We start from the raw sequence: 12892 nt of genomic DNA on the forward strand, positions 1-12892 counted from the left end.
CGCATGAAGGCCCAAATTTCCACCGGTCGAGATGCTCTCCAGGTATCGAATTATACTTTTATCAGCGCATCATTCGCCGCTGCTTGACAGCCGCTTTCTCAGAATTCGAAGATCGAGCGGAAAATACCCGGTGCGATGGCTGAAATTGGATTGACGATGACCTGAGGCTGTTTTGCACTTCCCGTCAGCTTGTAGGTAATACCGATCAGGCCACGATCACGTCCGTTGCCCAGAAGCACTCCGACCAGAGGAAGCTCTCCGAACAACCGGTTCACGCCGTAGGCGGGCATGAACGTACCGGTAATCGACATATTGCCCATCTTGTCATAAAGAGTTCCCTGAAACGTCGTACCGACCGAAGGTCCACGCACGACGCCTTTGGCAAGCGTCAGATAGCCATCTCCTTTTTCGATCAGCGAAAACCCGCGCTCGACATTCACACGCGACACATCGATATCACGTTTAACAGCCTGATTGAGGCTCGTGCCGCCGGACTGCGGCGGGCTGGACACGATCTTGGCCAGTCGTGGCTCGTTGACGATTGAAAAATTACGGGCATCGATCTGTCCGTGAAGCGGGCCGCCACCTTGTGAAGCAAGCCCGACCGTGATCTGCCCACCCTGCATCTTGTCGTAAAAATCAAAAAAGCGCAGCACCGCCCCAGCGTCGTTCGATTGTAGCGAAATGGAACGCGCATTGCCCTGATCATTATTGGTTGCGACGAAGCGTTGACCAGATGATGTCGTGGCATTGATGGAAACGCCTGATACCCGGCTTCCTGCACTTTCGTAGGAAACATTAACGCCGCGCATCGCCTCGCCATTGAAGCCGCTCACTTCATCTACCTCGGCGCTGACGACGACATGCGCGCCTTTCTTTCCACTGGCGCTCTTCTTGTTATCGTCGAGTTGCGACACCTGCTTGATGAGCGCCCGCGCGTCGAATTGCGAACCGCGCACATTCACACGATAACCATTGGCATTTCTCGTTGCCTTGACGGTAAGCCTGTCACTACGGTTGAGGCGTATGTCGCTGAAATCGGCGGACTGGAGATCGCCCTTGGCAATCGCAAGATTACCCTTGACGCTGAAGGTCTCACCCTTGACCACCAGATTGCCGATATCGACATTGCTCTTGTCGTCGGCCTTCTGCGTCAGGTCGAAGGTGGCTTTTGCGGAAATACCCGCCCCCTTGCGCCAGCCAATCCATGACAAGTCGATCTGCGTTTTGCTGAGATCCACCGTCACCGGCCGCGTACCGCCCTGCACCATACCAAGTTCTACGGTCATTGGGCCTGAGAAGATCGAATTCAACCCCGGGGAAACAGCGTTGCGCGCCTTGTCATCGAGTTGAAGTCGGATTTTCTGATCGCGCTTTGCCGGCCCCGATAGGTCGACCGGCTCGGTCATGCTGACCGTGCCCGGTACGCCATCGAGCTTCGCATCAGCGGTTATCAGCGCCGCCGTCTGATCGACCTTGATGCGACCATTGGCGTCACTCACCATCGATCCGCCGACTGGCTTGGAAATGTCGAGGTCTGAAAATCCAATATCAGCGCTCCATTTCAGCGTGTCGGGAGGCGCCCCACTGGTGACTGAAAAAGCCACTTTCACGCGCGCTTTTATATCGCCCGTTACTTCCTGCGGACGAAACGGCACATTTTTCAGAATATCGATCGGTTTTTGTCCGGCGATCTCCGCGATCGCCGCAGCTTCGCCCGTAAGGTCGAGGTCGAGATCAGCAATGACCGGACGCTGCGGGCCCCAGGGAATGACCAACGTTCCTCCAGTCACGTTCGCCTTACGATTATTGGCCGTATAGGCCACCCCTTTCGAGAGCTTGATCGTGGTATGGGCGCCGCGCACGGTAATATCACCATCCGCGTCGCGCACCGGTGGAAGGTCGCCAACAACATCGAAACGTGTATTTTCCACCTTGAAATCAGCCTTGATTTCATCGCCAGTTAAAGGTGGCGGCAAACCGGGGCCGTTAAACTTACCTGCCGGCAGAGAAATATCGATACGGCTGTCCTTCATCGTTCCACCAAACAGGTTTTTCAAAACCCATTCGCGCGCGCCATCCGCCACGTCGATCGGCCAAAGATGCTTGGCATCAGCAACCGGCATGTACGGAATGCGCAGCATGAAGATCATTTCCGGCGAGCCAGCCCCAAAGGTCATACTGCCTTGTCCGTCAAGCCGACCTTTATCCGTGTTCACATCGAGATTAGAAAATTCTATCCGCTGGTGATCAGCCAAAAAGCGACCCGAAATTCTGGTTGCGAAAGAAAGTGGGGGATCGCTCGATTCGGCCGGCATACTGGTGGCAGAGCTGGTGAGAACCTCAAACCGGTAATGTGGTCCTTCTCCCGCGCCCGTGGCTTCCGCGTCGGGCCCGAAAGCGCCGTTGAAACTTGCTTTGAAGCCGCCGAGTTGGATCTGCGACTCCCTGACTTCGATCTTGCGGCTGCCGACTTGGTGTTCGAGATTGAGGAGCAGCTTGCCGGTAACATCATCCACGCGGCCCAATTGCATATTGATACCGTCAACGGCAAATTCTGCTCCCAGTGTTTCAGGATCACCCGCAGTCGCCGCCTTGCCGGACAGAGACAGACGCGCCACTCCCTTCAACTCGACATGCGCCGGATTGACACGGTTTTCACCAATGACCGGTGCGACCTGCGGTGGGGGATCCACAGTGACGGGAATGTGATTGATATTCAGCACAAATCCCTTGAGGCTGTTATCCGGTATCGCGCGATCTATCCGGCCATCAAGTGTAACAGTCTTCTCATGCCAGACAACAGTGCCCGTTATTGCGATCTGGCCATTTTTCTCAACCAGTTGGGCTTTGTGGATTTCAACCGATTCTTGCTCATTGCCTGCCTTGAAGCGAATGGTGCTGTTCAAAATGCTGATCGAGCGGGTTTCTTGCTGGCGCAAGAGCTCAAGACTACGGCGCATGACGGCGAAAATTTCACCGGAAACGGCGTCGAAATCGACTGTTCCATCCTCGGCATAGGGCAGTGATTTCCAGAAGCCATCACCTTTTGCCTCAGGCATATCGAATGCAAAGCCTTCGACTTCAACCTCTGCCACACGCAGTTTTCCCGTCAGAAGCGGCAGTGGCGCCAGCCCGAGACGCACCGACTTGATACCTTCTATCTTCACCCCTTGCCGAGGGTCGTTAATGGACACATCGCGCGCTTCCATCGCCACATGGCTGTTCTGATCAAGCGACAAGGCAGCACTTGCGATCGATGACGATGCACCTTCGCCCAATACGCTGCTCAGCGCCGCCTGCGCCTCGTGACGCAAAAGCTCGCTTTCAACGCCGTTGCGCAGGATGATGAAACTTGCCCCTACCAGAAAAACCAGCAGGATACAGATTGAAGCGAGCGCATAAGAACAGCGCGAAAACAGTGAACGACGGCGGCGTGACACCGGTGGCACGGGATCAGCAGGGCCGAAGCCGTCATCGTCCATGCCCTCGGCGGCAAGACGCTCGATCTGCTTTATTTCCCGCCGGCTGAAGCGGATCTGGTGTGGTTTCTCTGTCAATAATCCAGACCGGATTTCTAGTGCTACGCGGAGCCTTCCATCATACGAAGGCCTGTTATGTCGAGCGTTCCACCTCAAATTCAATGAAGGGAACTGCTCGGTCTCTTTATCTCGGCATATATCCAACCTATAACATAACGCACTCGAGCACCCGGTTGAAAATGCTCTCCGATCAATTTAATACCTCGCCGTCTTGAGACTACCGGAAATCATGTCCTGCGGTCAGGTTCCGGATATCGAGGCGACGCCTATATTTCAACGCATCCACAAGTTCGACAAAATGGATGGAGCGCGGTTTAAACCAGCCCTCTCCCTGCTAATCCATAAAAGAAAGGCGCTGGTGTGACAATTCCAACAAGTTATGAGGATCGAACGGTTTTCAACATTCTATAGTTAAAATCATTGAGGTTCATTCGCCCCCTTTGAATTTTCACGCTCTACGGGGGGCCGCAAACGCGTATTTGAAATCTCGTCCGCTCGGATTTTGGAATAGCGCAAGACCGAATTCCGGCAGTAGAGCGAAAAGATGATCAAAAATATCCGACTGGATCGCCTCATAGGAAGCCCAGACGGTGGTTTTACTGAAACAATAGACTTCGACAGGCAGCCCATCGGGACCGGGCTGCAACTGCCTTGCGATCAATGTCATATTCTGGTGGATCTGCGAATGATTGCGTAGATAAGCCTCAACATAGGCCCTGAATGTTCCGACATTGGTTATACGGCGCGTATTCGCGCTTATGACACCACTTTCTCCAAGTTTTTCGTTCCATTCCCGGATTTCATCCTGCTTTTGTTGCAGATAGTTTTCCAAAAGCCGGAAACGGCTCAGCCGATCAATTTCTTCTTGTGTAAGAAAACGGATGCTTGTCTGATCAAGATAGATGGAACGCTTTATGCGTCGCCCGCCCGATTCCTGCATACCGCGATAATTCTTGAACGATTCCGTCACCAGTTTGCGGATCGGAATGGTGGTGATGGTCTTGTCAAAATTCTGGACGCGCACCGTATGCAACGCAATTTCGATCACGTCACCATCGGCATTGAGCGCCGGCATTTCGATCCAGTCGCCCATGCGTATCATATCGGTCGAGGATATCTGGATACCCGCAACGAGCGACAGGAGTGTGTCCTGAAACACCAGAATGAGCACCGCCGCCATGGCACCAAGACCCGACAGCAAAATTAGAGGTGACTGATCGACTAGCGTAGCGACCATCAAAATCGCCGCGATAACGTAAACAGCAATCTTAACGATCTGAATATAGCTTCGGATTGGCTTGAGCCGCGCTTCTGGGCGTCGGTGATAGATTGTATCCACGACATTCAAGACGGCGGATAGAGCCATGGCAAGCGTCAATATGATGGAAGCGTTCGCAACGTTTCGCACGACAGTGACGGCTGCCTCCGGCAGATGCGGAACCAGAACGATGCCCGAAGCGATGACGAGAGCAGGTGTGATATTGGCCAGTCGCTCGATCACACCGTGACGGCGAATCTCTTCATCACGTCCATAAACAGTGCGTCCCAGAAAGCGGTTGATGAGCCGCAACAATATCCTTTTGACGATGAAATTCGCTATCACAGCCGCCATCAAAAGGAGAAGTAAAGCCAACGGTGTGTAAATCCACGGATAGCTGATCAAGAAATCCTCAAGCGTTTTCATCATCGGAACTGGTGATCTCCTTTGGGAATGATTGGCAAGCAAACGTTTATCTCGTAAGCGCCTGAATTGACGCCAAAAGCGTGTGCTGTGCGTTTGCGCCCTGGCGACGATCAACGCCTTGCAAGGTCGAAGTCGGACTGATTATAGTGCGCTAAAGCAAAAGATAATAATTTAAATCAATCGCTTATTTCTCACAAAAATGGAAAGGCATTCAGATGGCTCATCCGCAAACCGGTGAAATTGCGCCGGATTTCACGCTGCCGACGGATAATGGACAAATTACCCTCTCATCCCTGAAAGGCAAGCCGATCGTCGTCTATTTTTATCCCAAGGACGATACTTCCGGCTGCACCAAGGAAGCGATCGCCTTTTCCCAGCTCAAACCCGAATTTGACAAAATCGGCGTGACAATTATCGGAGTTTCACCCGATAGCGCCACGAAACACGAGAAATTTCGCAAAAAACACGCGCTTACCATCGATCTTGTAGCCGATGAAGAGCGCACCGCGCTTGAAGCCTACGGCGTTTGGGTGGAAAAAAGCATGTATGGCCGCAAATATATGGGCGTGGAGCGCACAACGTTCCTCATCGGGGCCGATGGCCGCGTTGCACAGATATGGAACAAGGTAAAGGTCGCTGACCACGCTGAGGCGGTTCTTGAAGCAGCACGCGCGCTTTAAATGCGCGTGCCCCCTACAGGATGTCGATACCCTATCGAGCCCAGATCAAAAAACAGTCCGGCAGACTGATTGCCCTGTATAGGCAACCCCACTTTGAGACAGCCATCGTTTCATTATGAATTTAAAGAATGATCAAACTGGTGCGGATTTCGCATCAGCTTTGATTCTATTGCGGGGCAATGAGAAAATCTCATAATTTCATTGATTAGAGGAGATATGGAGGCCTTGCCCGGAATCGAACCGGGGTGCAAGGATTTGCAGTCCTCTGCGTAACCACTCCGCCACAAGGCCATCCTAAGAGCCGCCTCATCTTTGGAAGACGCTCTGCCAGTCCCATTATTGATCCCCATCCGCTTCGTCAAGCCATTAGCGCCGGGAATATGAAAAAATCCTTCATAGAGACTGCATATGTTTGCAAGCTTCCCATCCGCCGATAGAATCGATGCAAAAGAAGCAAAAATCTATAATCACGATGCCATGCATTGTCGTGAAGATTATAGGATTAAATTATTGAGAAATCAGCGACTTCTAAAGAGAAGTGGCTCCCCGGGCCGGATTCGAACCAGCGACCAACCGGTTAACAGCCGGTTGCTCTACCACTGAGCTACCGGGGAACAGGTGCTCGTTGTGTCAGCGAGGTGGCGTATAGCAAAAGGATTTCGCCTTTGCAAAGGGCAAAATGACTTTTTTGCCAACTTTTTGAATTTGCCATACGAAACCCTATATTCCCTGTGATATTTATTCCTTCCGTTAGCTTGTCAGCAAAGAGAAAAAGGCCCGTGAACGAACCCCACCCGCAAATTCCGCCCCATAAAGCTATTTCGATTCTCGGGCGGAAAATTCCGATTCCCCAATCTGTCAGGATGCGACGTGTGCTCGGCGGCTCGCTGGTGGCCGGTGGCGCGCTCGGTTTTCTTCCTGTTCTGGGCTTCTGGATGCTGCCGCTTGGTCTAGTCGTCCTTTCCCACGATTCGCATCGCGTGCGACGCTGGCGCCGCAAAAGCGAGATTTATATCTGGCGCAAATGGGTGCGCCGCAACGCTTCTGCCACCGTCATCAAATAATGGGCAGCTACATCCCTTTGATAACGTCGGCCCACGATCACAGACCGACGTTATCACCGGGTACGGGCGTTACAAATATCGCCGCCATCCCCTAATTCATTTTACAGAATCGGCCCCTAATTCGGTTCAAGCTTTTTAGAGTGCGTTCTAAAGTGGTTTTTTTGCATGACAGGATCGTATTAAATTAAAGGTCTTTTCTGTGTCTTTGAGCTTGGCTTCGCCGGCGCAGTTCACCGGGCGTCAGATGCCGGTACTTACGCAGCGCCGTGGTCATGTGGCTCTGGCTGGAAAAGCCCAGAGAAGCGGCAATTTCACTCAGCGCCATGTCCGTTTCGCGCAGACAGCGCTCCACCTCATCGAGCCGCAGGCGCATCAGATACTGGTGCGGGGTGGAACCGAAACTTGCCCTGAAGCAGGTCGCGAAATGCCCCGCCGATATCCCGATCAGCGCCGCCATATCCGGAACCGACACCGGCTGACGGAAATTTTCCTTCAGATAAGCTTCAACCTGACGGCTGGCATAATTGCTCAGGCCAAACTGATGTCTATTGCCTCCGGTTGCCACCAGCGCATTGCGTGCCAGAATGCCCGTCAAAACCGTGCGGAAGGCATGGATATAGACCGTATTGACCTGTGAAGTGGCCTGTATCTCGCCCCAGAGGATTTGTGCAATTTGCAGGCATTGACGATTGGTAAAATAGATCGGGACCAGAGAATTATCCTCCGCCTCACCCTTGCTTTCGGCAAAAGACTCTTCGTCCAGCGTAACGCTCAGGTAGGGGGTACTTCGCGGCCATACGATACTGCAGGCAGAACCTGCCGGTATGACAAAAACCATGCCTGCGGGACAATTGATCGTTTCTTCCGCATTCACGCCCGGCTTCCACCGCACACCGCGCACCATCTCCAAGAGTATGATTGCTTTCGTCTCGGATGAAAGATAATTTCTTTCATCCGTTCCAGACAATTCATAGTCGATATACTGCCTTTCGTCGTCGTTTTGCGACATCAATGAAAGGGAATTCAATATAGAATTGCTCGATGAATCTGTAAAACTGCTGAAATTGCTTTTCATGACAATGCTCATTTTATCCTCAATCTGAAACCGGAAAAAAGAATAAATATCGGGAGCGTCATTCGTCGAAGCACACCTCGATCTCATATGGTTGAGATGAGGGCCCTCACCTTCTCTGCCCAAAGACTCCGCTGCCGAACCTGCTTCATTCAGACAGATCGTGCCCGGAATATTATGTTGCCAAGACTTTATCCCTCTCCCTCATGGATATGTTCGCCCTCATGTGAATTACAAAAGAACGATTACAACCTTTACGCGAAATTAATTATTTCGCAACCACTTTCTTGAAGTGACTTCGCAAGTTGATAAGGCATGTAATTCCCGTAAAGAAAAAGCCCGCCTCATGAGACGGGCTTTAGGACTGGGTGATGAGATTGCCTCAGAGCGGACGGGGATATTTGCGGTAGACATTCGCAATATCGGCAAGAACGTCGCTCGAGAGCGTCACTTCGTGCGAACGGATATTCGTCTGCAACTGCTCGGTTGTGGTGGCACCGATAATGACCGACGTTACAAAAGGACGGCTCAGCGAAAAGGCGATCGCCATCTGCGCTATATCGAGGTCGTGCTTTCCGGCCACGTCCAGATAAGCACGCACGACTGGCTCGGAATAGGCGTTATCGCGCCAGAGGCCGCCTCCCTGCACCGTAGCGCGCGATCCGGCGGGTATCTTTCCGTCAAGATACTTACCGGTCAGCACACCCGCAGCAAGAGTGGAATAAGGCAAAAGCCCGATATCCTCGCACAGTGAGACTTCGGCAAGATCAAGATCGAACTGGCGCTGCAAAAGCCCGTACTCATTCTGGATTGACGCCATGCGCGGCAAGTTATGCTCTTGCGCCAGACGCAACCATTGCATGGTTCCCCATGCAGTTTCGTTGGAAAGCCCGACATGACGGATTTTGCCTTCGCGAACCATATCGTCGAGACCGAGCAGAACATCGTGCATCTGCTCCCGCTCCGATGCCGCATCGGTCTTGGTGTAGTCGAGATCCCACCCCTGACCGAAATGATAATGTGGCCGCTGCGGCCAATGAATCTGATAGAGATCAATATAATCGGTCTGGAGCCGCATCAGGCTGCCCTCGACGGCCACACGCACACTGGCGCGGTCAGGACGTGTGCCGCCGCGTATCCATTCCTGACGCCCGCCTCCGGCGATCTTGCTGGCAATAATGACCTTGTCGCGGTTGCCTGACTTCTTGAACCAGGTGCCAATATAGGTCTCGGTCTTGCCAAAGCTTTCCGCACTCATCGGCACCGCATAGCTTTCGGCCGTATCGATGAAATTGATGCTCGAATCGAGAGCGATATCAAGCTGCTGATGTGCGTCAGCCTCGGTATTCTGCACGCCCCAGGTCATGGTTCCAAGGCAGATTTCGGTCACGGACAGGCCTGTGCGGCCAAGCTTATTCTTCTTCACAAGGTTTTTCCGGATTGATTGCTCCGCACGAGCGCGGAATTAAGAGGGGGAACCAAATCATAGCCGTGCGCCCTCGCCCCTGACAAGTCTGTCACGGAATATTCAATTATAAAAAATGTCGCATTTTATGAATAGAAAAACGCGCCGGTGAGACACCGGCGCGTTTTTATTGTTCAGCGCGTGATACAATCAATAAATGTCGAAATCGAAATATTTCTTCTGGATCGTGTCGTAAGTGCCATTCTCGCGAATTTTCTTGATCGCGGCATTAAACTGCTCACGCAAATCATCGTCACCCTTACGAAGCGCCACCGAAATCTCCGATTCGGAGCCGGGAATGTCGCCGAGCATCTTACAGCAATCCGCACCTGCCTTGTTCAACCACTCAATGACGAGAAACTTGTCGCCAGCGACCGCGTCGATACGGCCGCTTTCCAGATCGGCATTGGCTTCATCAGCCGTGGGGTAAAGCTTTACCTCCGCCCCCGCCTTGCCGTATACATCTTCGGCATAATTGCCCTGCACCGTTCCGGCCTGAGCACCAACGGTTTTGCCGTCGAAGGCGGAAGGTTCGAGCGCGGTGATATCGCTATCCTTCGGAACGACCACCGCCAGCGGCGTCGTGTAATAGCGCTCGCTGAAGGCAACCTGCTTTTCGCGCTCATCGGTAATGGCCATAGAGGCGATCACCGCATCGAACTTGTTGGCCTGAAGCCCCGGGATCATTCCGTCCCAGTCATTGGCGACAATGGTGCATTTGGCTTCCATCGCCTCGCAAAGCGCATTGGCAATATCAATGTCAAAACCGATCAGCTTGCCGTCCGGTGACATGTAATTGAACGGAGGATAGGCGCCCTCGCTGGCAATGCGGATTTCTTTCCACTCTTTTGCCTGTGCGCCTTGTACCGGCAACACGAGGACTGCGGAGGCGAGAGCGGCCAGCAATAGTGATTTAAGCATGATTTTCGTTTCATCCTCTTTCGGAAGTCGGTTGCGGGAACTTTTTGAAACCCGCCGATAGTTATTCATAATTCAGGCGACCATGCGCGCGCAATCATCTTCCTGTGCGTAGGCCTTGCCGAAACGGTTCGCCAGAAATACCGGCAGTGCAATATCCTCCTGACGGATAAAACCCTTCTGCGGCAGATCGCCGTTTGCCAGCATGTCGAGAACAGCACAGATTGCCGATGCGGTGGTGATCTGGATACCCGAGCGCATCATGGTGCCGACATTGCGTGCATAGACCTTGTTGGCATAGGTTTCCTGCACCAGTCGCCCGTTACGGGTGCCTGAGACCGTCACGAAAATCACAACGACATCCTGCAATGTGGTTGGCAGCGCATTTTCAAAAATATCCTTCAGCACATCACGGCGATGGCGCAGGCCAAGATCGTTCAGGAGCGCCTTCATAAGCGCAACATGGCCAGGATAGCGGATCGTGCGGTAATTGAGCGTGCGAACCTTCCCTTCCAACGTCTCGCAGAGCGTGCCAAGCCCGCCCGAGGTGTTAAACGCCTCGTAGGTTACACCGTCGAGCGAAAATTCCTCTCGTTCTTCCAATGCAGGCACTTCCGTTAGTGCGCCATCGACAATGGCTTCGCATGGCTCGATATACTCGTTGATGACGCCGTCCGTGCTCCATGTCAGATTATAATTCAATGCATTGGAAGGATATTGCGGCAAGGCACCGACACGCATGCGCACGCTGTCGAGCGTGTCGAAGCGTTTCGCAAGATCATAGGCAACGATTGAGATAAAGCCCGGTGCAAGACCGCATTGCGGAATGAAAGCGGTTTGCGCCTGCTTGGCCAGTTCCTTGACGCGCCGCGTGCTCGCCACATCTTCGGTGAGGTCGAGGTAATGGACGCCCGTTTTGGCGGCTGCTTCGGCAATAAGCGTGGTCAGATGGAACGGGGCCGCGCTTAACACTGCGAATTTGCCCGCATGCACAGTTTCAAGGGCGGCGGAATCCTCGATCTCAATGGCTTGGGTTTTAACCTCTGTGCCGATTTCCAACCCATCGAGCTGAGCCTTTGCGCGGTCAATGACCGTTACGGCATAATCTCCGCTGGATGCCAACAGATCGGCAATGGTTGAACCAATTTTCCCGGCCCCAACAACAACGATCTCTTTCATCTTCCTCATCCCTCTGAAAGCTGTTTTGATACGATAAGAATCGCATAAAGCCTTGCAAAAGGAAGGATATGAATTGACGATATGACGTTGTAACTTTACGCAAAACGACGTAATAAATATGCATTATGCCGACAAAAGCAGATCTCAGTCTGATTTCCCTGCTGCGTGAAAACGCACGCGCCTCCACAGCCGAACTGGCAAGGAAGCTCGGAGTCTCGCGCACGACCGTGCAAAGCCGCCTCGAAAAACTAGAAAGACAAGGCATTATTCAGGGTTACACGGTGCGCATAGCCCCCGCGTTCGAGCGCGATCTGGTGCGTGCGCATGTGCTGGTGACGGCGCTCCCGAAACTCTCGCCAAAAGTGGAAGCAGCCCTTCGCGAGATGATGGTGGTAAGGACGTTGCATTCGGTCAGCGGAAATTTCGACATGATCGTCATTGTTGAAGCGCCATCCATACAGGAACTGGACGCCATTCTCGACCGTATCGGCGCACTTGAAGGCGTGGAACGCACGATGTCATCCATCATCCTGTCCACACGCATCGAACGTTGATCTACTATCAGTCCGCTGAACTGCCTTCCCAACCGGCATAAAAGGCACCGGGCTGCTTTTCCATAAAGGTGGTGACCGTCTCGATTTCCGCTGGATCGATGGCGGTACTGACGAGTGTGGCAAGTATTTCCACCGTCTTCGCATCGCGGTGCGTGATGCGCACATCGCTGACCGGATAATTCGCATCCTCAAGCTTCTCGACAAGCAATTCGCGCAGCTCCTCGCCTTCATCATGGATCGCGATCACGCGCACCTCGTAGGTCTGTTCAGACTTTTGTTCGTCGATAGGAATACGATTGATAAGATTGACGAGCGGGCGCAAAAGCGTGTTGCCGAGCAGAATGAAGGCCGTCAGGAGAGCCGCTTCGGCCAGCATGTCGGTTCCCGCACACGCCCCCACCGCAGCCGAACACCAGAGCGTTGCAGCCGTATTGAGGCCGCGCACGTTCATGCCCTCCTTCATAATGACACCTGCGCCAAGAAAGCCGACGCCCGAGACCACATAGGCTATGACACGTACCGCTTCCACGCTGCCTGCGATGCGGCTTGCCAGATCGACGAAGGAGGCCGCCCCGATCGCCACCAGCGCATTGGTGCGTAAACCCGCCGTGCGCTGGCGATACTGACGCTCGGCACCGATCAGTGTTCCGAAAATGAAGGCTGCTGTCAAACAGACGACCGTATCGAGAAACGGAAAAAAATCAAAAGTTTTAAAAAATTGCACGGCAAAATTC

Annotated in this window: 10 protein-coding genes and 2 tRNA genes; 3 read left to right on the plus strand and 9 right to left on the minus strand. The window is 53.0% G+C overall.

All coding sequences use genetic code 11. From position 1 onward, the window contains the following. Positions 1-98: 98 nt before the first annotated feature. Together AAIB41_RS04640 and AAIB41_RS04645 are read right to left on the minus strand one after the other, a co-directional pair. The gene (locus AAIB41_RS04640; RefSeq protein ID WP_343314816.1) at positions 99-3485 is read right to left on the minus strand and encodes a DUF3971 domain-containing protein; all 3387 of its coding nucleotides are present in this window, start codon (positions 3483-3485) and stop codon (positions 99-101) included. 505 nt (positions 3486-3990) lie between these two features. Next, the gene (locus AAIB41_RS04645) at positions 3991-5226 is read right to left on the minus strand and encodes a mechanosensitive ion channel domain-containing protein (protein WP_343314817.1); all 1236 of its coding nucleotides are present in this window, start codon (positions 5224-5226) and stop codon (positions 3991-3993) included. A gap of 215 nt (positions 5227-5441) precedes the next feature. Here AAIB41_RS04645 and bcp point away from each other — a divergent pair, with 215 nt between their 5' ends. Beyond that, positions 5442-5906 (plus strand): thioredoxin-dependent thiol peroxidase, encoded by a 465-nt coding sequence (gene bcp, locus AAIB41_RS04650; protein ID WP_343314449.1) that lies wholly within the window; start codon positions 5442-5444, stop codon positions 5904-5906. Positions 5907-6123: 217 nt separating this feature from the next. Here the strand turns inward: bcp and AAIB41_RS04655 are convergent. Beyond that, a tRNA-Cys gene (locus AAIB41_RS04655) sits at positions 6124-6197 on the minus strand. Positions 6198-6445: 248 nt separating this feature from the next. Continuing rightward, positions 6446-6520 (minus strand) — tRNA-Asn (locus AAIB41_RS04660). 249 nt (positions 6521-6769) lie between these two features. On the opposite strand from AAIB41_RS04660, the gene AAIB41_RS04665 reads away from it, so the two are divergent. Beyond that, entirely contained in the window at positions 6770-6970 is a 201-nt protein-coding gene (locus AAIB41_RS04665) for a hypothetical protein (RefSeq protein WP_343314818.1), read from the plus strand. Positions 6971-7154: 184 nt separating this feature from the next. On the opposite strand, the gene AAIB41_RS04670 is transcribed toward AAIB41_RS04665, so the two are convergent. From AAIB41_RS04670 to AAIB41_RS04685, 4 genes are all read right to left on the minus strand, one after another. After that, the gene (locus AAIB41_RS04670; protein ID WP_343314450.1) at positions 7155-8045 is read right to left on the minus strand and encodes an AraC family transcriptional regulator; all 891 of its coding nucleotides are present in this window, start codon (positions 8043-8045) and stop codon (positions 7155-7157) included. A 379-nt stretch (positions 8046-8424) separates the two neighbouring features. Beyond that, the gene (locus tag AAIB41_RS04675) at positions 8425-9468 is read right to left on the minus strand and encodes an aldo/keto reductase (protein ID WP_343314451.1); all 1044 of its coding nucleotides are present in this window, start codon (positions 9466-9468) and stop codon (positions 8425-8427) included. A gap of 189 nt (positions 9469-9657) precedes the next feature. Further along, the gene (locus AAIB41_RS04680; protein ID WP_343314452.1) at positions 9658-10428 is read right to left on the minus strand and encodes an ABC transporter substrate-binding protein; all 771 of its coding nucleotides are present in this window, start codon (positions 10426-10428) and stop codon (positions 9658-9660) included. Positions 10429-10500: 72 nt separating this feature from the next. Next, positions 10501-11604, minus strand: a complete 1104-nt coding sequence (locus AAIB41_RS04685; RefSeq protein ID WP_343314453.1) for a saccharopine dehydrogenase family protein — start codon at positions 11602-11604, stop codon at positions 10501-10503. Between the two features lie 125 nt (positions 11605-11729). Between AAIB41_RS04685 and AAIB41_RS04690 the strand changes: the two genes are divergently transcribed. Beyond that, the gene (locus AAIB41_RS04690) at positions 11730-12158 is read left to right on the plus strand and encodes an Lrp/AsnC family transcriptional regulator (RefSeq protein WP_343314454.1); all 429 of its coding nucleotides are present in this window, start codon (positions 11730-11732) and stop codon (positions 12156-12158) included. Positions 12159-12165: 7 nt separating this feature from the next. On the opposite strand, the gene AAIB41_RS04695 is transcribed toward AAIB41_RS04690, so the two are convergent. Next, a complete protein-coding gene (locus AAIB41_RS04695) occupies positions 12166-12882 on the minus strand; it encodes an MgtC/SapB family protein (RefSeq protein ID WP_343314455.1) in 717 nt (238 codons plus the stop codon). Between the last annotated feature and the right edge of the window lie 10 nt (positions 12883-12892).

This window comes from Brucella sp. BE17, from assembly GCF_039545455.1.
Lineage (GTDB): Bacteria > Pseudomonadota > Alphaproteobacteria > Rhizobiales > Rhizobiaceae > Brucella.

Coding starts and splice junctions, on each gene's coding strand:
- AAIB41_RS04640 (WP_343314816.1), bottom strand. CDS start 3,485: ATGGACGATGACGGCTTCGGCCCTGCTGATCCCGTGCCACCGGTGTCA.
- AAIB41_RS04645 (WP_343314817.1), bottom strand. CDS start 5,226: ATGAAAACGCTTGAGGATTTCTTGATCAGCTATCCGTGGATTTACACA.
- bcp (WP_343314449.1), top strand. CDS start 5,442: ATGGCTCATCCGCAAACCGGTGAAATTGCGCCGGATTTCACGCTGCCG.
- AAIB41_RS04665 (WP_343314818.1), top strand. CDS start 6,770: ATGCGACGTGTGCTCGGCGGCTCGCTGGTGGCCGGTGGCGCGCTCGGT.
- AAIB41_RS04670 (WP_343314450.1), bottom strand. CDS start 8,045: ATGAAAAGCAATTTCAGCAGTTTTACAGATTCATCGAGCAATTCTATA.
- AAIB41_RS04680 (WP_343314452.1), bottom strand. CDS start 10,428: ATGCTTAAATCACTATTGCTGGCCGCTCTCGCCTCCGCAGTCCTCGTG.
- AAIB41_RS04685 (WP_343314453.1), bottom strand. CDS start 11,604: ATGAAAGAGATCGTTGTTGTTGGGGCCGGGAAAATTGGTTCAACCATT.
- AAIB41_RS04690 (WP_343314454.1), top strand. CDS start 11,730: ATGCCGACAAAAGCAGATCTCAGTCTGATTTCCCTGCTGCGTGAAAAC.